Source organism: Nocardia sp. NPDC050408 (assembly GCF_044458905.1).
In the GTDB taxonomy this organism is placed as follows: Bacteria; Actinomycetota; Actinomycetes; order Mycobacteriales; family Mycobacteriaceae; genus Nocardia.
The window spans coordinates 21,631-41,557 of sequence record NZ_JBITIL010000032.1; the positions used below are offsets into that span (position 1 = coordinate 21,631).

Consider the following 19,927-nt stretch of genomic DNA (forward strand, 5'->3'; position numbering starts at 1 on the left):
CGCCAGTGACGGCGTCCCTTCCCGAGGTAGGTTGACCATGCAATTGCGCGAACTCCAGTGGTTCACAACGCTGGCGGACACCGAGCACATCACGGAGGCCTCGGTCCGGCTGAACATCAGCCAGCCGACCCTGTCCCGAGCGTTGGCCCGACTCGAACGCAAGCTAGGCGTACAGCTTTTCGACCGACACCAGAACCGGCTCCGACTGAACAAATACGGCGAGCTCTTCCAAGCCCACGCGTTGCGAGCACTGAACGAGATCGACCGTGGGGAACAGCGGATCGCCGCTTTGGTCGATCCGGATCGAGGCTCGGTGTCGCTCGGGTTCGCGCATTCCTTCGGCGGCTGGCTGATACCAGACCTGCTCAACCGGTACCGCGGGGTCGCGTCCAGCACATCCTTCGAATTGCACGGCGGCGCTTGCGATTCCGTAGTAGATAGCGTGCGGCAGGGGCGAATCGACATCGGCTTCGTGGCTCCCGAGCCGACCGCGGACGATCTCGAGTGGGTACCGCTCGGACGTGAGGCGCTGTGTCTGGGGGTTCCCGCGGGCCATGTGTTCGAAGGCCGCGATCACGTCGCAATGGCCGACGTGGCGGACGAGCCGATGATCGCACTGAAGGCCGGGTACGGCCTGCGGCAGGTCACCGACCGGCTGTGCCGGGAGGCCGGGTTCAGCCCCCGGATCGAAATCGAGGTCACCGAACTCTCCACACTGCACGCCCTGGTCGCGGCCGGAATGGGCGTCGCCGTCGTGCCTGCCGCCCACTCGGGACACGCGGCCGCGATCGGTACCGTCGCGCTCAGCGACCCGACCGCCTTCCGATGTTATGGAGCGGTCGTCCGCCGGAATGGTCCGAGCGGCCAGGCCGCACGGCGCTTCCTGAAATTCGTCGCCGGTGTCTCGCCGTTGCCGGCCCGATCCAATCGCTCGCCGTCCGAAGGCGATCCGAAACATGTGCTGCGGACCGCGGTACCTGCCGCCTGGCCGGTGTCGGCGTAGTACCGACGAACAGCACGATCACACCGTACGGGCCGCAATCCGATGCGCTACGCGCATCGCTTATCCGAAATTCCTGTTCTTTACACAAAAGCGGATACCTCACATTCTTGATTCAGCGGCCGACCTATGACTTGATTCACGCGCTATGGAGGAATCAATGATTGATTCGCAAGACATTCCGGAGACTCAGCTCGACGAGGAAATCGGCCGACTGAGTTCGCACACCACGACCCCGAAGCGCTCCCTCGAACTCTTCGACGCGGCTCGCAGCCGGTGCCCGGTCGCGCACAGCGAAGAACACGGCGGATTTCACATTCTGCTGGAATACGATGTCGTCAAACGCGGTACCAGCGATCACAAGCTCTTCTCGTCCGAACCGCAGGTGCTGCGGCCGATATTGCCGCGCAACTCGTTTGCGGCACTCGAAATGGATGAACCGCAGCACAAGGAGTGGCGCAGGCTTTTCGACCAGGCGGTGACACCGCATACCGTCAGTGTGCTGGAGCCTTTGGTCAGGGCCGATATCAACAAGCGCATCGATGGCTTCATCGAGCGTGGCACGGCGGATCTGGTCGAGGAGTTGGCCGAGCCGATTCCCGCCGAAGCGATCTGCCGGCTCGTCGGCATCGAGGACGAACTCGTCGCGGAAGTGCGAAATCGAGCGGCGGCTATGTTCGGCGCGCAGGGCGACCCCGCCGAATTCCGCCGTCGCCAGACCGAATTCGCCGAGATCGCCCTTGCCCAGGTACACGACAGGAAGACCACACCACGCGACGACTACCTCACATATCTCTCCAATATCGAGGTGGAGGGCAGGTCGCTGGAAGACGACGACTACGTGGCGCTGTTCACCGGATTCCTGGGTGCCGGACACCACACCACCACCTCGGCGATGAGTAGTCTCATACATGATGTATTCAGCGACAACGATATTTCCGCGCGAATCGCGGCGGATCCGAAGCGATTGATTCCGATCGCCGTCGAGGAGTCGCTCCGTCTGCGGCCCCCGTTCTTCGGCTTCTTCCGCCGGGCGACCGCGGATACGCAGCTCGCCGGCATCGATATTCCCGAGGGCAGTGATGTCTATCTGGGCTGGGCCTCCGCCAACCGGGATCCGGCGGTGTTCGCCGATCCCTGTGAATTCCGTCTGGATCGAGGTCGCAACCGTCACTTGACCTTCGGCTCCGGCGTGCACACCTGCCCGGGCGCAGCACTGGCGCGCATGGAACTTCGCGTCGCGTTGGAAGAGCTACTGCGGCGGCTGCCCGACCTGTCGGTGGAGATCGCTGAGCCCGAGTACGAGTTCAGCGGCGGTGACTATGTGCACATGGGTCGGCTACCCGTTCGATTCACGCCCGGTGTGGTGGAGGGAAATTGACTGCGATGAATGTGGGATTGCCCAGCTGGATGGTGGCGCCGACACCGCCCTCGGCAGCTGGGGAGTCGTTCCCATTTCGGTTGGCGAAGAAACGTCCGCTGGCACAGGGTGTCGTCGAATTGGTTTTCGAGCCCGACAGCGGCCGTGCACCGGAATGGGAACCCGGCGCACATGTGGATATTCACCTCCCGAACGGCCTCGTGCGTCAGTATTCGCTGTGTGGAGATCCGGAAGATCGAGGGTCCATCCGCATCGCCGTTTTGCGCGAGGAGGGCGGTCGCGGTGGTTCACAATACATTCACGATTCCGCCGAACCCGGCGATATTGTTGAGGTATCGTTGCCCCGCAATCACTTTCGGCTCGTCGACGCCGAACGCTATCTCTTCATCGCCGGAGGAATCGGTATCACCCCGGTGCTCCCGATGCTGAATCGGGTCCGCGCGGGTGGGGCCGACTGGAGATTCGTCTATTGTGGACGCTCACGGTCGGCGATGGCGTACGTCGACGCACTTCCCGACGACCCACGCGTCTCGGTAGTGTCGGGCGACCGCGACCAGCGGTTGAATCTCGATGACCTCCTCCACGAGCCGCGTACCGACACCGCGATCTTCTGCTGCGGCCCGGAGCGACTGCTCGAAGCGGTCGAAGAAGCCGGCCTGCACTGGCCGCCCGGAGCGCTGCACACGGAACGATTCAAGGCACCTGTCGTGGATGAGCCTGCCCGCGAATTCGACGTGGTCCTGCAAAGGTCGGGTATGGAGTTACACGTGCCGGCCGAGGCAAGCCTGCTCGACATCGTCGAAATGGCCGGCATCCCGGTACCGTCCTCGTGCCGGACCGGCACCTGCGGCACGTGTGAAACACCAGTTCTGGACGGACAGCCGGAACATCGCGACGTGGTGCTGTCCCCCGAAGAGCAGGCTGTCGGAGACTGCATGATGGTGTGCGTTTCGCGCGCCCGCACCGATCGGCTCGTGCTGGACCTGTAAAGGGCCCGCAAGCGGCCAGGGCGAAAACTCAGTGGATGCCCTTCCAGGCATTGTGGAGGAGTTCGATCAATTCCTCCCGCGTGAACGATCGGGGGTTCGAGTACGGGTTACTCACGACCTCGTCAGCGACGCGAGTCAGGTCACTCTCGTTCACACCCAGCTCGAGGAGAGTTCGCGGTGCTCCGAGGTCGGCGGTCAATGCCAGGAGGCCGGTAACCGCATTGTCGGTGCGTAGTGCGCGGGCGAGGGCAGCGGCGGCCGTGCGAGCCGACGGGAGGTTGAATGCCGTGACGTACGGGAGCATTACCGCATGGGTTTCGGCGTGCGGAAGATCCAGCAATCCGCCGAGGACATGGCACAGCTTGTGGTGCAGGCCCATGGTCGTCGCCCCGAGGCAGGCTCCGGACAGCCACGCGCCCTGCAATGCTGTCGCCCGTGCCCGCGCGTCGTTCGGGGCAGCCGATAACGCCGGTAGCGCGTCGGCGAGGTCGCGGATGCCCTGTTCGGCCATGGCGGCGATCACCGGCGAGCCGTCGGGGGCGTAGAGCGCCTCGACCGCGTGCGCCATCGCGTTGATTCCGCTCGTGCAGGACACCGGAACGGGCAGTGTCATCGTCAGATCGGGGTCGTAGATGACGCTGCTCGGAAGGACTTTGCGGTCGCGGCCGGTTGTCTTCTTGTCGCCCTTCGTGATTCCCCAGATGGGGGTCATCTCCGAGCCCGCGTAGGTCGTGGGTACCGCCACGATGCCGAGGTCGCTGCCGAGCGCGAGCGCCTTGGCCAAACCGATCGTCGATCCGCCTCCGACCGCGACACAGCCGTCGATCGCGAGTTCGGACGCCACCGACTCCGCCGCCTCGACCGTCTCGACCGGGACGTGCATCCGTGCCGAATCGAACACTCCCACAGCGGATTTCCCGATCAGGCTGGCGGCTCTGTCGGCGAGGTCGCGCTGCTGCGGGGTCGACAGGACGAGCACGCGCCGCAACCCCAATCGGTCCGTTTCGGCCGCGAGCTGCTCGATGCTCCCGGACCCGAATACCACCCGCATGGGCAGCGCGTCATACGTGAAGGTGCCTGTCATTGCGGTCCGCCCTCTCGGCCAAGTCGAATATCGAAGTGCGCATGGCGGAAAGGTCCGGTCATGCCGTAGTGCTCGAACCCCGCGGTATCGTCGATTTCGGTGAAATCGACAATGAGGCTCTTCTTCACCGCGAACACCGCATCACTGTCGATATACGCGCTGTCCGCGACGAACAGGTGTGTCGTCACCGGCCGGTACCCCGCCGCTTCGGCGATTACGTGAATGTGCGCGGGACGGAATGGATGGCGTCCGGACGCACCGAGCAGATCGCCCACCGGGCCGTCCGTGGGAATCGGATAGTGACTGGGCACTACCGTTCGGAACCAGAAGCGCCCCTGCTCATCGGTCGTGAACAGACCGCGCCCATTACCCGGCGGCTGCTTGTCGGGCTCCTGCACGTCGTAGAAGCCGTCCACGCTGCATTGCCAGATGTCGATGGTGGTGTCCGCCAATGGCCGGCCGGCGTCGTCCACTACCGCCCCGGTAACCAAGCAGGGCGGCGAACCGCCCATCAAGTCGATCGAGTCGCCGAGCTCGCGACGTGGCGACTCGGTCATGTGAAAAGGACCGAGAACGGTGCCCTCGGTGCCGTGCTCGTCACCATTGATCGTCTCGACCAACATCGATACGCCGAACACATCGGAGAGGAGAACGAATTCCTGCCTGGTGTCATCGCAGGTGTGACCGACAGCCGTGAGAAAGTCGATGGCCTGCTGCCACTCGGTCTGCGTCGGCCGCAACTCACGAACCAGGGCATGGAGGTGACGCGTCGTCACCTGCAATATCTCTTTCAGTCTCGGGTCGGACGTACCCTCGAAGCTTGCAACGACGGCATCCAACGCGGCGGTCTCATTGAAATCCACAGCGGTTTTCCTTTCGCGGTCGCCTCTTCAACGCACATCTCGCAAGATCGCCCGCGCCCACGCGACGACAGGCGCGTCGACCATCTGCCCCTCAATTCGGACCGCCTTGCCTTCGGCCTTGGACTCGACCACCCGCCGAGCCCAGCGGACTGCCGCCGCGTCGGGCCGAAACGCCGCGTGGGTGCCCACCACCTGACGGGGATGCACCAGCAGCTTTCCCGTCATGCCGAGCTCCTTCGCACACCTGAGATCCTCGTCCAGGGCCGCGGCATCGTCCAGAGCGGCGGTCACACCGTCGATCGGTCCCGGAAGCCGCGCGGCCCGCGATGCGAGCACGAGCGCGGACCGGGCCTGGAGCATGGCCGTCCGGCCGGTGTCGCACCCCAGGTCGAGCGCATAGTCCAAGTGCCCGAACGCAATTCGCGAAACACCAGGAGCGGTGGCTAGAGACTGTGCTCGGACCATCCCCAGCGCCGACTCGACCAACGCGATCACGGGTACCCCGACCCGCTCGGCGACGACCGACAGTTCATCGGGGCTTTCGGCTTTGGGGACCATCACGGCGATCAGCCCGGGCAGGCCCTTCAGTGCCGCCACGTCGTCCCAAAAGTGTTGACCCGCTGAGGAAACCACTCGCACACATGCCGGTCCACCGCGGGACAGCCAGTCGACTACCTCCCTTCGGGCGCTGCCCTTGTCCTCGTCCGCAACAGCGTCCTCCAGATCGAGCACGACGACGTCGGTCCCGGACCGGATCGCCTTGTCGAAACGCTCCGGACGATCACCGGGTACGAAGAGAAACGATCTGGCGACCCGAATGGTTTCCTCCTGATTCATGGGTTCTCCGCCTTTCTCGGTTCGGTGGCCGGTGCTCAGTTCGGTAATTCGGCTGCCGCTGAGGCGATTCCGAACTCGGCGAGTACGGCTTCAGTGTGCTCACCGACCCCTGGCACGGGGCCCATCACCGGCTTCGTTCCGACAAATGTCGCCGGTGGAACGAGTGCCCGCAGCGAACCGACGGGTGACTCGTAGTCGAACCACCGTCCCCTCGCCTCGAGTTGCGGGTGCTCCGCCAGGTCGTGCATGTCCCGCAGGATCGCGTTCGCGATGCCCGCCGCCTCGAGCCGCTTCGCGACCGTTTCGGCGCCCCACGCCGAGAATGCGCGCTCGATCTCCTCTTGCAACTCTCGACTGTGGCTCACCCGCAACGAGTTTCGAAGGAACCGGGGATCCGCCGCTATGGCGGGGTCGTCCAGGATCTCCGCGCAGAACGTCGCCCATTCGCGCTCGTTCTGCAGTCCGAGGAACACCTGATTTCCGTCTCCGCACCGGAACGGGCCGTACGGCGCGATCGACGCGTGCCGCGCACCCGTCCGCTGCGGCGCCGTGCCGCCATACATCGCGTAGTTCAGCGGGTAGCCCATCCACTCCGACAGCGCCTCGAGCATCGAGATCTCGATGGTGGCGCCCTCACCCGTGCGATCACGCTGGATCAGCGCCGTGAGAACGCCGGAGTAGGCGAACATTCCGGAGGCGATGTCGGCGATGGATATCCCGACCTTCGCCGGCTCGTCCGGGGTACCGGTGATGGAGACCAGGCCCGCCTCGCACTGCACGAGCAGGTCGTAGGCCTTCTTCGCCGAGTACGGTCCACCGGGACCGTAACCGGAGATGGAGACATGAATGAGTTCCGGCTTGACTCTTCGTAATTCGTCGCTGCCGAGCCCGAGTCGTTCCGCCGCGCCGGGAGCGAGGTTCTGGACGAACACGTCCGCGTTGCGGACCAGGGTCTGGATGCTGTCCTTGCCGTGCTCGGACTTCAGATCGAGGCAAACCGATTCCTTCGAGCGGTTGAGCCAGACGAAATGGCTGGCCATTCCGCGCACCGTCTCGTCGTATCCGCGGGCGAAGTCGCCGACGTCGGGACGCTCGACCTTGATCACCCGCGCGCCGAGATCCGCCAGCTGGCGGGTGGCGAACGGGGCGGCCACGGCCTGCTCGAGCGATACGACGGTGAGTCCGTCGAGAGGGTTCATAGGAATTCCTTCGTTCGATACGAAACCAGCCACACTCAATGCGCGATCAGGGAGGGTGTTTCCAGGGTTTTCGTGAAGTAGAGGCGTTCCGCGGCGAACTCTCGGTCGCGGGACATCTTCCGGAACACGTCCAGGTCACGATCGAGTTGGACCGGATCGGTGGAATGGAACAGCAGCCGCTTGTTGGCGCTGGCTCGTGGACTCGCGACATCGACGAACGCGTGGCGGCGTTCGTCGGAGTAGACGTTGAGGATGCCGTCGTCGGCGCGGCCGGAGACGACCGCGCCCAGGGCTTCGTTCAACAGGTACGCGTCGAACAGGCCCATGGTCAGCCCGAGCCCGCCGGTGGGATTGGTCGCATGTGCCGCGTCACCGGCGAGCAGTACCCTGCCCGCGCGGTAGGACCTCGCGCTGCGCTGATGCATCCGGTAGGGCGAGATGGCCTCGAGTTCGGCTGCGGCAGCGGTCTTTTCACCGAACACGGTGGTGAGGAACTCGGGCAGGCGCTCGGCCGCCGATTCGGCGGGCAGGGCGTCGTCTTCCATATACGTGTACCGCCACATGCCGTGCGCACCGGAATCGTCGATCCTGGCGATGATCGCGCCGAAGACGTCGTCGACATAGAATGTCGACTGCGCCCAGCCCGAAAGTTCCTCGGCGAAGCGGACATTCGTGGCGACGAACCGCTCCGGCCAGGTCATCCCCTCGAAGCCGAGATCCAGCTCGCTCCGAATCCTGGAGCTCGCGCCGTCGGCGCCGATGAGCCAGGACGCGCGAAGTTCTCTTTCGCCGGTCCCGGATCGGACGCCGACTCGGACTCCGTCGTCATCCTGGGTGATCGCGGTGACCTCGTGGTTCCAGAGCACGCGCGCGTTGTCGTAGGTTTCCAGGCGGTGCAGGATCAGGCGAGCCAGGGCACCCTGCCCCAGGTGCAGGTTGTACGGACGTTCCACCTTTCCCTCGAGCGCCTGCAATCCGTACTCGATGATTTCGCCGGTCTTGTGCACTCGATAGGCGTAGTCCTGCTTCAGAAATCCGGCCCCTACGGCGTCGTCGAGGAGATCCAAGCGGGCCAGGCCATCCAGCGCTGCCCAGTGATAGACGATCGCCCGCGGCGCGTCCGAGAGAGTCGACGCTCGCTCGAGCACAGTGACGACGACACCTTGCTGCGCCAAACCCAGCGCATTCAAGAGTCCCACGGGACCTGCGCCTACGACTATCACTTGCTGTTCTTCTCGCACTAATCCTCCACGGTGACGATCCCGAATGCCCGTCCGTTACCGGCCGGAGCCCGGGAAAACTCAGCCGATGCGCACTTCTTCGTGATCCGGCACATCGGGAACGACTTGGCGCAGTGAGGGATTCTCTCGCCTCAGTGCCGCACGAATTTTGACGAACTCGGACCGCCGCTCGAAGGCCAGCACGCCGGTCACCGCCTGGCCGCGCCGGTACAGGAAGAGCGAGCCGTCGGAATTGCGGTTCTCCAGCAATTCCTCGTCGCCCGTCAGATATCCGGCGAATTGAATGCGAATGCCATGCTGGTCCGACCAGAAATACGGCACGTTCGCGCAGACCGCGCCATCGAGTTCCCGAATATGGTTCACGGCGTTCATGGCGGCGATACGCCCTTGCTCCGCCGCATTGGTCCAGTGCTCGACCCGCATGATCGCGTCGAATCGCGGATTAGGCCACCGAACGGCATCGCCGGCGGCGAAAACACCCTCCGATACCCGCAGCTGGGAATCGCACAGAATCCCGTTGTCGAGGGTCAGACCCGAGCCCTCCAGCCATCGTGTGGAGGGACGCACCCCGGCCCCGACGAGAATGACGTCCGCGCGAACTCGGGTGCCGTCGTCGAGAACCAATTCCCGGCCCTCCGCGATGTGGGCGACATCGGTGACCGCCCTGCCGAGGAACAGCTCGACACCGGCGTCTCGATGCAACGCCGCGTAGGTGTCGGCTACCGGAGCGCCGAACCTGCCGAGGGGCTTCGGGGCCATATCGACGAGCGAGACCGCACGACCCTCCTTGACGAGCGTCGACGCGAATTCACCACCGATGAACCCGGCGCCCACGATCGCCACCGACTTCGAGGTATCGGCGACCGCCGCACGCAGGGCGCGGGCATCCTCGAAACTACGCAGCGGATAAACCTCCGGAAGCCCGGCGAACACAGGCGGTATCACCGGCTCGCAGCCGGTCGCGATGACGAGCGCTAGATACCCCAGTTCGCCCTCGGCGAGGCGGACCCGTCGCGCGGCGAGATCGAGACCCAGGGCCGGGGTTTCGAGCATGAAGTCGACTCCGTGCCGACCGAGCTCGCCGACCGACCGATAGACCAGGTCGTCCAGTTCGAGCGGATCGCGCAACGCAACTTTGGACAGGGGCGGGCGCTCGTAGGGCAGGTGAGCCTCATCGCTTACGACCGTCACGCTCAGCTCGGGCGCAAGTCGGACGACAGTCTCCGCCGCCCGCAACCCGGCGATGGAACCACCCACGATGACCACATCGGATACCGCTGTCATGCTCTCAGAGCTCCGCTAGCGTGCTCACAGCGCAGACGGCGCCGGCGGCACTGCGAGCCTCGGCCCCGTGGATCAACCCTTCGGGGCCGGGTACGACGGTGAAGGTCTGCGGTTTCGTCATGGGTGAGATGAAGCGGTATCCGAATGTCTTGCCGCGCAGGTCGATTCCCTCGCGCCGCATATGCTCACCCATCATGAGCGCGAGCAAGGGCCCGTGGATGAGCAGCCCGTCGTAACCCTCTTGCGCTGTCCACCCGAGGTCGTAGTGAATCCGGTGCGCGTTGTATGTCAATGCGGAGAACCGGAACAGCGTTCGCTCGTCCACGGCCAGCTCGAGCGTCGGCCCGCTCGGCGGCGCGGGAGCAGCCGGCGCGGGCGGCAGCGTGCCGGATCCGGGCGCGCGGTAGACGATGTCCTGCTCCTCGCGAATCACCAGCTCGCCGCCCTGGAAGATCTCCTGGAGGACCGTGACCAAGGTCAACGGGCCGGTTCGGCCGTCCTTGTCGAGCGAGCTCTTGACCGAGGTCACTTTGGTAGCGGGCTCGCCGATCACCAAGTGACCGAAGGTCGTCACGCGTCCACCCCCGAACATCCGTCGGCGGTCGGGCCCGGGAGGGGCCGGTATCCCGGTGACCGGATGACCGTCCGGACCGAGCTCACGTTGTGGACCGCGCTCCAGCAGATACGCCCAATGCCACAGCGGCGGCACCGGATCATCAGCGGCACAAGGCATCTCGATGTCGAGCATGGCGGCGAGCGACTCGGTCGGCTCGGCCGCGATCATTTCCGTTCGCTCGATCGTCTCTGACTTCTGATCAGTCACCAAGGCAGTTGTCTCGTCTTTCTGCTCGGAGTGCACTCAGCAGTTCTGAAAGATCGGAAGCGTCTTCCAGGTTCCCGACCGCGTGCACGAGTCGGCGGGGAAGCTCGGGGTCGATCGGCGCCAGCAGTGCTTCTGCCTTCGCGACGACCTCCTCGTGGGACATCGGGTTCAGCGCCGAGCCCTTGGCGGTAGTCGGGTTTCCGGCGAACAGGGTGATCGTTTCGCCACTGGTGAACTCCACGTCCAGACGTGGTCCGTCCTCCAGTTCGATGCCGGAGTCGACATGCATCGAGATCTTCGCGAAGGTCTCCGCCACCAGCGGGTCGTTCATGCGGGGCGGCTCGAACTGGTCCAGTCCGACACTGCCGTTGCACAGTGCGACACTCATCGCGTAGGCGAGGCTGAACTGGGCATCGAAGACGGTCTCTATCGGGTCGACCGACAGCATGTTCACCGCGGTCTCCGAGGCTTTGATCGAAATGTGGTGTATATCAGCAGGTTTCACGTCGCGCGTGCGAATCATCGCCAGAACCGTGTCGATCGTGGAGTGGCACCCCCGGCAGCAGGCGTAGGGCTTGATGTACGCGGTGGCCACGTTGTAATCCACGCCCAGGTCGGCGAGCGCCTGCTCGGGGAACCCCTGTCCGTTGTTGTAGGTGGCATACAGGCCACCCCATTCGGCTTCGAAAACCCTACGGGGACCCGTAATTCCGGCCTGGGCGAGCAGCGCCGCGTCCACGCCGGTCTCCCCCGCTTTGCCGGGATGGATGCGTTTGGTCATGGCGCCGTCGTCTTTGAACGCCCACACACCACCGGTGAACGAGCCGGCGATTCCGAGCGCGTCGGCGAACCGTTCCGTATCCAGGCCAAGGGTTTTCGCCGCGGCCGCGGCCGCGGCGAAACTGCCCATGGTGCCGCTCGAGTGCCAGCCTCGGCCGGTATGCGCGGCGAAACCGCCGATCGCCTGCAACGCTCGGTAGCCGATGTCGTATCCGGCGATCGTCGCCGCGATGAGTGTCCGCCCGTCGCCGCCCGCCGCCTCCGTCACGGCCAGCGCCGCGGGCAGCACCGTCGACCCGGCGTGGCCCGGCCCACCCCCGTCGTCGAAGTCGCGCGCATGGGCCGCGGTGCCGTTCGCGAGCGCGGCATGAGCCGGCGAAACCCGAAAGGGAGTGCCCCACACCAGGCTTCCGGACTCGGCGCGCACGCCCGTGAGCGCGGTCCGCACCCGCCGGGCCTCATCGGTGTGAGCACCGGCCATCGCCACGGCCAGGGTGTCCAGAATATTCTTCTTGACACCAGCGACGACTTCACTCGGAATATCGTCGAATTGAATTTTCGCCCAATTGGATGCCAGGCGCTCCGTCAAAGACTCGGCATTCATCACCATATTCCCCTTACACCGGATTCAAGTTCACGGTGAGCGCCTTGACGAGCCAGCGGCCGCCACTCTGTCCGATTTCGGTGCCGTCGTCGACCACCAGCGCATCGGGGTGCCGGTCGGCCAGATACCTGACCACTTCTTCCATTTCGACCCTGGCCAAGCTTTGACCGAGGCAGCCGTGACTGCCGGTACTGAATGTCAGCGGGGAATTGGATTCCCGGTCGAGGCGGAATTCGGTGGGACGTTCGAAGCGCGCCTGATCGCGGTTCGCGGACCAGACCGCCACATGCACATCGGAGCCTTCCGGAATGATCGTTCCGTTCAGCTCGATATCTTCGGTCGCCACCTTGCTCACGATTCCGGGCCGCGGATACAACCTGATGGCCTCGACCACGGCGGCAGGAATCAGTTCGGGATCCTCGACGAGTCGCCGCCAGGTCTCTCGATCACGCAGCAGTGTCCACACGACGAGGCCGGTTTGATGCGAGGTATTGACCGAGCTCGCCTCGAGCATGGCGGCGGCCTCGTTGAGCAGTTCATCCTCCGACAGCTTGCCCGCTTCCTGCTGGCCGATGAGGAAGGACAGCATGTCCTCGCCGAGGGCCTGTTCTCGCTTTCGCGCGATGAGAGCACGCAGATAGGTGAAGAGTTCGGCGTAGGCGTTCACGATCACGGGGGTGAGGGAGCGGTCCCGTTGCAGCAGTGAGAGCGTCCGCTCCGACAGGCTGGCGACCAAGGGCTCGTCCGCCGCGGGTGCGCCGGCGAGATAGCAATAGATCCGCGCGGGAATGCGCTGGTCGATCCCGGTGTGGAAATCGATGGGAGCGCTCGTGTCGAGATCTGCGACAATGCTCTCGACGATCTCGCGAACAATTCCGCGGATTTCCTGCACAGTGTGCGGACCCATGAACCGCGCCATCGGCGCGCGCAGTCGGAAATGACGCGCACCCTCCGCCATGATGACGCTATTGGCACGGAATTCGTGAGCCAGTCCGTCGGTGATTCCGAACTGTTCCATTAGTTCGAGCGCGGCGTTCTTGAAGCGCGTATTGCGCAGGACCGTGGTCGCGAGATCGTAGGTCAGCACTGTGTAACCGGATGGACCGAGCGCCAGTGGGCCGTCCGGCAAGGCTCCGCCCTCGTGTGCCTGGGCCTGCGGAGCGAACGGATCGAAGCGGGGCAGTAGTGTCTCCGTCATCGAGAGATCGCTCCCATCGGGCAGCACAGCACGACCTCGTCGAACTCCTCCTGCCGATCGTCCTCGATCCGCGTCTTCAATTGTGCGAGCGAGCCGTCCGCGCCGATCTCGAATACATCGGGCATCAGTGCGGCGCAGGTGCCGTTGGCATCGCAACGGCCGAAATCTACTTTGACATTGATCATCTCGGGGTCCTTCATCTGAGATGCGGCGTAATGCCGAATAATTCGGCTAGCTCCGCTGGCATTTGTCCGAGCCGTCGCTCAAGTCGACGAACCCACCGCGCAGGAAGATCAGCGGTGGTTCGCTGGCACGCAGTTCCAGCGTCTCGACCCGGCCGACTACTTGGTAATGGTCACCGATCAGGTCCACCTTGAATCGCGTGCACTCCAGGGCGACGATCGCCTCGTCGAGCAATGGCACGCCGTTGACGGACTCACTCCAGCCCACGTCGTGGAAGCGGTCGTCACTCGGTCGCGAGAACGTCCGGCACACCTCGCTCTGGTTGTGCCCGAGGATATTGACGCCGAAGCGACTCGCACCGTACAGGCGCGGCCAGCTCCTGGAGGAGCGGTCGATGAAGAAGGCGATCAGCGGCGGATCCAGCGAGACCGAGGTGAACGAGCCGATCGTCATACCGACCGGCCCGGACCTGGTGGCCGCGGTGACCACGGCCACGCTCGTCGGGACATGGCCGAGAACGCGCCGGTAGTCGATGGGAGCTGCGGCCGGTTCGGTCTCGACGGCTTTCACTGTGGTATCCATGGCCGTCCTTACAGAACCGTCGTGGGCTCTTCGTTGCCCAGCAGCACCCGACCGTAGGCTTCCCTGCCGATGTCGGCGCTGACGTAGGCGTGCCGGGCCGCGATCGAGGAGTCCCGCCAAATTCGGCTCAGCACATTGACCTCGGCGAACGAACCCGAGCCATTGGCGTTCATCAGCTCGTCGATCGCTCGCGTGGCCAGCTCGGCGACCACGCCGGTGTCATTCCGGATGCGCGCCCGGGTTTCCAGGTCGAGTCGCCGGCGTTCGGCGGCCGCCTGGTCGATGTCGAGGCAAATCCGATTCAAGGTCATTTCCGCGAGGTGCAAATTCGTGGCTGCCTTAGCCACGGCGATCTGATGGGTGGCCGACAGCTTCGCATGCGGGAAATTCGTGTAGGCCACGGGCTTTTCCGGCAATTTGGCTCGAGTGATTTCCAGCGCGTGCCGAACCATACCGATCTGTGCCGCTACGAGAATGGCCGAGGCGACAGCGGTGAAGCCGATCGATGCCATGTGCTCGTCTTTGTGCGGAGTGAGGTATCGGCCTTCGGCCATTTCTTGGAATCGCTGTACCCGATGCTCCGGCACGAAATGGTCCTCCACCACAATGGTGTCGCTACCCGAGCCCCGCATTCCGGTGACGAACCAGGTCGGTTCGATGGTGAAGGCCTCAGCGGGAATCAACGCCAGTCCCACCTCCTTGCCACCGTCGAGGGGAATACCCACGGTCGCCCAGTCGGCCGCGAAGGAACCGGATGCGTACGGCCAGCGGCCATTGATGTGATAACCGCCCTCGACCGGCTCCGCCTTACCCGGTGAGAAAATGCCACACGACGTCGCCTGCGGATTCGACCCGAACATGTCCTCCCGGGCCTTTTCGGAGAAGGTCGACGCGAATCCGGTGGCGGAGGCGAGCAATGCGGCAATCCACGCGGTGGAACCGTCGCCTCGTGCGACCTCGGCGACCGCCTCAACGGTCGTCCGCATGCTGGCCCCGTGCCCGCCGAGTCGCCGATCCACGAGCAGATGGAACAGGCCGGCCTCGGTCATCGCCTTGACCACCTCCGGGGCGATTCGGCGAGCCTCGGAGCCCTGCGCGGCGTATTCGCGGATCAATGGGACAAGATTGGTTGCGCGGCCAACCAACTCCGCGTCCGGAGCGCCGATGTCGGACCTGACGGCGGTCAACGACGACTGTGTCATGGTGCCTCTTTCCTGGTGATCATGCGAGAAACTGTCGTGATCGACATCACGGGCCAGCTATTTCAGAATGCGTAATCGGCCGGATGGAGTACAAGACCAGGAACTTCGCACACACTATGCGTCCGGCGCATAGTCACATTCGGGCAGCAACCGACCCAAAAAATCGACTCTCGGCCGCAACGTTTTTCGACGTATCATCCCCGGCATGCAATTGCGTGAGCTCGAATGGTTCATCACTTTGACAGAAACCGGAAATATGACAACTACGGCCGACCAACTGAACATCAGTCAGCCGACGCTCTCACGGGCTTTGGCCCGGCTCGAACGCAAACTCGGCGTGAAACTCTTCGACCGTAGCCAGAATCGGCTGCGGCTCAATAAGTACGGCGAGATTTTTCGCGCGCACGCGGTCCGCGCTATCGATGAGATCAACCAGGGAGAAGAGAGAATCGCCACCCTCGTGGACCCGGACCGCGGAGTGGTCTCACTCGGGTTCCTGCATTCATTCGGCGGATGGTTGATACCGCGGCTTCTGGATCGCTATCGTGCCCTCGCGCCACGCACATCCTTCGAGCTCTGCGGCGGTGCATCCGACGCCGTGGTCGATGATGTCCGCCATGGGCGAATCGATATCGGCTTCGTCGCTCCCCAACCCACCGCGGACGATCTGCATTGGCTGCCGCTGGGCCACGAGGAACTGGGCCTCGGCGTCCCGCCGGGCCACGCGTTCGAGGGTCGCGGCGATATCGCGGTCGCCGACCTGATGGACGAGCCCATGGTAGCGCTCAAAGTCGGGTACGGCCTGCGTCAGGTGACCGACCGCCTCTGCCGCGAGGCGGGATTCAGCCCCAGAATCGAAACCGAGGTGACCGAGCTGTCCACCCTCCGGGCACTCGTGGCGGCAGGAATGGGCGTAGCCATCATCCCGGCCGCACAGCCGGGGCACCCGCCCACGACTCCTACCATCCCGTTTCGCGACCACGCTGTCTTCCGGCAGTACGGTGCGGTGACTCGCACACATGGTCCGAGTGGGCGCGCGGCCCGGCGGTTCCTGGAGTTTGTCGCGGAGCAAACCGAACGTCAGCAGCACCCCACAAGTCGATGAATCACCGCAACCGCTCGGACGAGGTGGGGACACCAGCGCCTTCGTGGCGGGTCTGCCGGGCCGTCAGTTTCAGCTCAACAACTTCTCAGACGTGGTGGGCATTAACGGCACCCCGAGATCGAGTTCCCTACGCTGTTGCCAACTGCGCGCCACCTCGGCCCGGGCCGCCGCCGCGGCTTAGAACTGAACTGAACAGGTATCTGCGTCCAGCCCCGCGTCGGGCCTTGGAAGGAAGGCATCTCGTGCACCCTGTAGTAGCGCAGCTGAGTGCGGTCATCACCGGCTAGTGCAGTTCTCCGATGGGGTGGTCGGGCACTGTAACCCCCGCGCTGTTGAACGCACTGTTGAAACAGAACCAATACCATTCGCCGCTGAGGTGATGGGATGCGGGCCGGTGGCCAGAAAGATTGGCAAAGCCACTTCCCATCGAGCAATAGGCCGCCATAGGGCCAGTCCTGAAGTAGATGCCGTCGTCGAGGCGTTCCACACCGCGAATGCGATAAAGGCCGAGGCGGTCACCTTCGAACGTCCGTGGATCGACACCGGCACTCACCTGCTGTGCCGCATCGTCGAAGGCGTGCGCCGAGAGGTGCCAGCGCACAGCCATTGGCAGGTCTGCGCTCCATAAAATGGGCGTGAGCGCGATTATCAGTGCGGGAGCAGCCAGGGGGCCGAGCTCAGGTACCCGAAGCCGCCGGGATCGGACTGCCAGGATCGGGTAGACGATGACCATGCACCACACCACAACCACCACGAATGTCCCCCCGAGGATCAACAACGGCGACGGCGACAACGACTTCAGCTTGGTGCTGGCCGGCTCGCTCGCCGAGACGAGTATCCCAAGGCAGGCCACGATGGTGCAGACGAGCAGAAGATGTCTGCTAAGCAGTGACCGGTATCGTCGGTTCCCCGGTCGGCTTTTCTCGGTTTGGGCCGTGCTCATGCCAGGAGCCTAGACTCTAGCTGGGATCGTGGGTGTCGGTGTGTCGCCGCCGGTGAAAGGCTGGCACCGCGCCGTCAATGCCGAGCGAACCTTCCCTCGGCATTGACACACACCTGTCGAATTTGTCTGTAATACAACCAAATTCGCCGTGGCCGTCGCGCACAGCCTCGCGGATGATCGATGGCAGGCCGGTTCGGAGGACCCTGACAAGCTTTGCGGTCAGCCAGCTGGCCTGCAAACTGTCCAGGGCTTAAGAGATAACCCCTGAGTTTCCTGTGGTCTCGGCTCGAGTGTCTGGCATGGGAGCTGGGGGTTTCGGGTGTCCTGAGCCGGTTTTCGGATTTTGATCAGATCTCGGGATTTCTGAAGTAGATTCGGCCGGTCCGAGGTTCTGCGGTCCGAGCTGAAGGTGAGGGTGTCAGGTTGAGCCTGGCGGCGGTGCAGGATCTGCGTGAACGTCGGGAGCTGGCGAGCCCAGAGGAGCTGGCAGCGTTCGAAACCGATGTGCTGGCGGGGTTCGTGCTAGCGCGAACCTCTCGTGGGACCACCAACAGCAGCGCACAAGCGAAACAGGTTATCGCTTTGCCGGTCGGCGAACGCAACGTTCCCGAACGACCGATATGCGGCTACTAGAGTGCATTCGGTCAGCCTCCGTGTGGCCGCTCTGAACAGCGCGACCAGCGCATGGAGATACGTTGTGCGTCCAGGTCTGGACGTGGGCTGACCGCGCCTCCACGTTGGGCCGCTACCTCCGTCGGCATATACGTCTAGTTGTCGAGGTCCTCGATGAGATCCAGGGCTGGGTACAGGACGGGACGAAGTGGACGGAGTCTCGACAGCGCCACGACGCGTTCGACGAGTGGGGCGATCCGGCGGACCAGCAGTCGGGTGCGTTCCTGGTCGGGGCTGCGATCGTGGACCCAGAACAGGACGATGCCCATGTGGGCCAGCCACAGCAGATTCGGCAGCTCGGCCATCAGCCGCTTGTCACCCTTGACGTCGTTGCCGATGACCAGGTTGCGCATGATGGCGGTGGATGCCTCTCGGGCAGGCCGGCTTTCGTCGCTGAACGGACTGAGCGGACTGGTGGGCTCGGCGGCGCTGGCGAAGAACTTACCGCCGAACTCGTGGTAGGGGGCGGCTACGTCGACGAAGGCCAGTTCCATCGTCTGCCACCGGGCGGCGAGAGAGTCGCCGCGGGCAGTCTGCTCGACCCGCTGTTCGTGCAGGGTCTGGATCTGTTGGTAGAAGCCCTGAACCAGGTGTTCCTTGGAAGTGAAATAGTAGTAGGCGTTGCCGACGCTGACGCCGGCTTCGCCCGCGATCGCGCGCATGGTGGTCTTCGTATAGCCGTTCTGCTCGAACAGACGCAGGGCGGCGTCGATGATCTGCTGGCGAGTTTCCTCTCCGCGCGCGGTCGCGGGCTCGGGGCGGGTCATGCGGCTCAGGCTAGCGTGGCTGCGGCGACCGGAACGGGAGGGACGGTGACCTGCTTCTCCTGGTGCCTGCTGCGGCGGATCTTGTTCAGGGCGATCAGGTTTGCGAAGTGCATACCGCCGAGCACCAGCAGAACCATGCCGAGTTTCGTGGCGAGTTCCTCGACTGCGGCGCGCGCATCGATGACTGGGCCGCTGATGCGCAACGCCAGCGCCACGAAGCCCGCATTGACGAGCCAGAACCCGATGACCAGCAGATGATTCACGACTTCGGCGAGATCGCTGTCTCCATTCATGACATCCACCAGAAACCGTGCGCCGGTGCTGTGCAGGGTGCGTGCCACCCAGAACGTGAGCACCAAGCTGATGGTCGCGTAGGCCGCGTATGTGGCGACGACGAGGTTCATTGTCCCAGCTCCTCACTTATTTGAACGTGTTCAACTACGAGGCTAGGCTGTTTGTTGAACACGTTCAAGTGTGAGTGCCGCGACACCGTGCCGGGAAAGCTGGCCTGTCCGGTTCGGGAGCGCATGCTTGGGCAAACGGGCCGGACATCAAACCGGCACCGCGCCCCATGCCAATGTTCATCACTCCGCTTCCGGAGCCATGATCGGTCCGAATAAACGTATCTGGAACATGTTCTCTCAGTGGATCACCTGCTGTCGGTGGTCCCACGACTGGCAACGTGGTGAGCACAACGGTGCCAAACGACAGTCAGAACGGGGGCTCGTGACTGTCGTCGTCGAGCGACCACGCTCCGATAGGCCGGTTGGCCACTTCGACGGAGAGTGCACGCGCATCGAGTCGATGGATGTCGTCGGTGGCGCTGATTACGAAGCAGTCTCCGTTGTTGCCCTGTTTGACACGCAGGGCCGGAGCAGGCAGGCCTCCGACCATGGGCAGATGGCGCATGTCGCCTTGCCAGCCAGGGGCGTCAGCGGCGTCGGCGAGAGCGAGAACGGCTTGCAGCGCCCAGGCTGCCCGGCCGGGGTCGCCGACGAGCCAGTCGTCCATCGGGATGAGTCCGCCGAAGGAGTCGATCGGTTCGGTCAATCGGTAAACGAACACTCGGGTGCTCTTTCTGTTGGAGGGCAACGATTTTCGTTGTTGTCGTTATCGTTCGCCGCGATCAGGTGATCATCGGTTCGGCGGGGGTTGTTGTCGGGTTGATCGTTGCGTGACGTGTCTTGCCG

The 19,927-nt window shown here is 64.1% G+C and carries 20 protein-coding genes and 1 pseudogene; 5 read left to right on the forward strand and 16 right to left on the reverse strand.

The window, feature by feature from the left end:
- Window positions 1-37: 37 nt before the first annotated feature.
- The 4 genes and pseudogenes from ACIBJI_RS40375 to ACIBJI_RS40390 all read left to right on the forward strand — a co-directional run bounded on the left by ACIBJI_RS40375 (window position 38) and on the right by ACIBJI_RS40390 (window position 3,370).
- Window positions 38-1,003 carry a LysR family transcriptional regulator gene (locus tag ACIBJI_RS40375; protein WP_364357682.1) on the forward strand — a complete coding sequence of 322 codons (966 nt, stop codon included), beginning with the start codon at window positions 38-40 and terminating at the stop codon, window positions 1,001-1,003.
- Between the two features lie 157 nt (window positions 1,004-1,160).
- The gene (locus ACIBJI_RS40380; protein WP_364357685.1) at window positions 1,161-2,381 is read left to right on the forward strand and encodes a cytochrome P450; all 1,221 of its coding nucleotides are present in this window, start codon (window positions 1,161-1,163) and stop codon (window positions 2,379-2,381) included.
- Between the two features lie 29 nt (window positions 2,382-2,410).
- Window positions 2,411-2,725 (forward strand): annotated as a pseudogene (locus ACIBJI_RS40385) (FAD-binding oxidoreductase); the annotation flags it as partial.
- Between the two features lie 147 nt (window positions 2,726-2,872).
- On the forward strand, window positions 2,873-3,370 hold the full coding sequence (locus ACIBJI_RS40390) for a flavin reductase family protein (protein WP_396955268.1): 498 nt from the start codon (window positions 2,873-2,875) through the stop codon (window positions 3,368-3,370).
- 28 nt (window positions 3,371-3,398) lie between these two features.
- On the opposite strand, the gene ACIBJI_RS40395 is transcribed toward ACIBJI_RS40390, so the two are convergent.
- Genes ACIBJI_RS40395 through ACIBJI_RS40450 form a run of 12 tightly spaced genes read right to left on the reverse strand, consistent with a single transcriptional unit; the run spans window position 3,399 to window position 15,250 of the window.
- Window positions 3,399-4,454, reverse strand: coding sequence for a maleylacetate reductase (locus ACIBJI_RS40395; protein WP_364357688.1), 1,056 nt, complete (start codon window positions 4,452-4,454; stop codon window positions 3,399-3,401).
- Complete coding sequence (locus tag ACIBJI_RS40400) at window positions 4,451-5,317, reverse strand: dioxygenase (protein ID WP_364357691.1); 867 nt, start codon at window positions 5,315-5,317, stop codon at window positions 4,451-4,453. The genes ACIBJI_RS40395 and ACIBJI_RS40400 overlap by 4 nt, the downstream gene beginning before the upstream one ends.
- Before the next feature lie 27 nt (window positions 5,318-5,344).
- Window positions 5,345-6,154 (reverse strand): CoA ester lyase, encoded by an 810-nt coding sequence (locus tag ACIBJI_RS40405; RefSeq protein ID WP_364357694.1) that lies wholly within the window; start codon window positions 6,152-6,154, stop codon window positions 5,345-5,347.
- Between the two features lie 35 nt (window positions 6,155-6,189).
- Entirely contained in the window at window positions 6,190-7,353 is a 1,164-nt protein-coding gene (locus ACIBJI_RS40410; RefSeq protein WP_396955203.1) for a CaiB/BaiF CoA transferase family protein, read from the reverse strand.
- Window positions 7,354-7,388: 35 nt separating this feature from the next.
- On the reverse strand, window positions 7,389-8,594 hold the full coding sequence (locus tag ACIBJI_RS40415) for an FAD-dependent monooxygenase (protein ID WP_364357700.1): 1,206 nt from the start codon (window positions 8,592-8,594) through the stop codon (window positions 7,389-7,391).
- A 60-nt stretch (window positions 8,595-8,654) separates the two neighbouring features.
- Entirely contained in the window at window positions 8,655-9,878 is a 1,224-nt protein-coding gene (locus ACIBJI_RS40420) for an FAD/NAD(P)-binding oxidoreductase (RefSeq protein ID WP_364357703.1), read from the reverse strand.
- 4 nt (window positions 9,879-9,882) lie between these two features.
- Window positions 9,883-10,701: a mesaconyl-C4 CoA hydratase gene (locus ACIBJI_RS40425; protein WP_397088385.1), complete on the reverse strand. Its 819-nt coding sequence runs from the start codon at window positions 10,699-10,701 to the stop codon at window positions 9,883-9,885.
- Window positions 10,694-12,085, reverse strand: a complete 1,392-nt coding sequence (locus tag ACIBJI_RS40430) for an MmgE/PrpD family protein (RefSeq protein WP_397088387.1) — start codon at window positions 12,083-12,085, stop codon at window positions 10,694-10,696. The genes ACIBJI_RS40425 and ACIBJI_RS40430 overlap by 8 nt, the downstream gene beginning before the upstream one ends.
- Window positions 12,086-12,098: 13 nt before the next feature.
- The gene (locus tag ACIBJI_RS40435; protein WP_364357713.1) at window positions 12,099-13,283 is read right to left on the reverse strand and encodes a cytochrome P450; all 1,185 of its coding nucleotides are present in this window, start codon (window positions 13,281-13,283) and stop codon (window positions 12,099-12,101) included.
- A complete protein-coding gene (locus tag ACIBJI_RS40440; RefSeq protein WP_364357716.1) occupies window positions 13,280-13,468 on the reverse strand; it encodes a ferredoxin in 189 nt (62 codons plus the stop codon). The genes ACIBJI_RS40435 and ACIBJI_RS40440 overlap by 4 nt, the downstream gene beginning before the upstream one ends.
- Before the next feature lie 46 nt (window positions 13,469-13,514).
- The gene (locus ACIBJI_RS40445) at window positions 13,515-14,048 is read right to left on the reverse strand and encodes a flavin reductase family protein (RefSeq protein WP_397088389.1); all 534 of its coding nucleotides are present in this window, start codon (window positions 14,046-14,048) and stop codon (window positions 13,515-13,517) included.
- Between the two features lie 8 nt (window positions 14,049-14,056).
- Entirely contained in the window at window positions 14,057-15,250 is a 1,194-nt protein-coding gene (locus ACIBJI_RS40450) for an acyl-CoA dehydrogenase family protein (protein ID WP_364357722.1), read from the reverse strand.
- Between the two features lie 205 nt (window positions 15,251-15,455).
- On the opposite strand from ACIBJI_RS40450, the gene ACIBJI_RS40455 reads away from it, so the two are divergent.
- A complete protein-coding gene (locus ACIBJI_RS40455; protein ID WP_397088391.1) occupies window positions 15,456-16,355 on the forward strand; it encodes a LysR family transcriptional regulator in 900 nt (299 codons plus the stop codon).
- A gap of 283 nt (window positions 16,356-16,638) precedes the next feature.
- Here the strand turns inward: ACIBJI_RS40455 and ACIBJI_RS40460 are convergent, their stop codons facing one another.
- From ACIBJI_RS40460 to ACIBJI_RS40475, 4 genes are all read right to left on the reverse strand, one after another.
- On the reverse strand, window positions 16,639-17,298 hold the full coding sequence (locus ACIBJI_RS40460; protein ID WP_364357728.1) for a hypothetical protein: 660 nt from the start codon (window positions 17,296-17,298) through the stop codon (window positions 16,639-16,641).
- Window positions 17,299-18,065: 767 nt separating this feature from the next.
- Window positions 18,066-18,737: a TetR family transcriptional regulator gene (locus ACIBJI_RS40465; protein WP_364357731.1), complete on the reverse strand. Its 672-nt coding sequence runs from the start codon at window positions 18,735-18,737 to the stop codon at window positions 18,066-18,068.
- Window positions 18,738-18,742: 5 nt separating this feature from the next.
- The gene (locus ACIBJI_RS40470) at window positions 18,743-19,141 is read right to left on the reverse strand and encodes a hypothetical protein (protein ID WP_364357734.1); all 399 of its coding nucleotides are present in this window, start codon (window positions 19,139-19,141) and stop codon (window positions 18,743-18,745) included.
- Between the two features lie 307 nt (window positions 19,142-19,448).
- Window positions 19,449-19,802, reverse strand: coding sequence for a hypothetical protein (locus ACIBJI_RS40475; RefSeq protein ID WP_397088393.1), 354 nt, complete (start codon window positions 19,800-19,802; stop codon window positions 19,449-19,451).
- Window positions 19,803-19,927 lie beyond the last annotated feature (125 nt).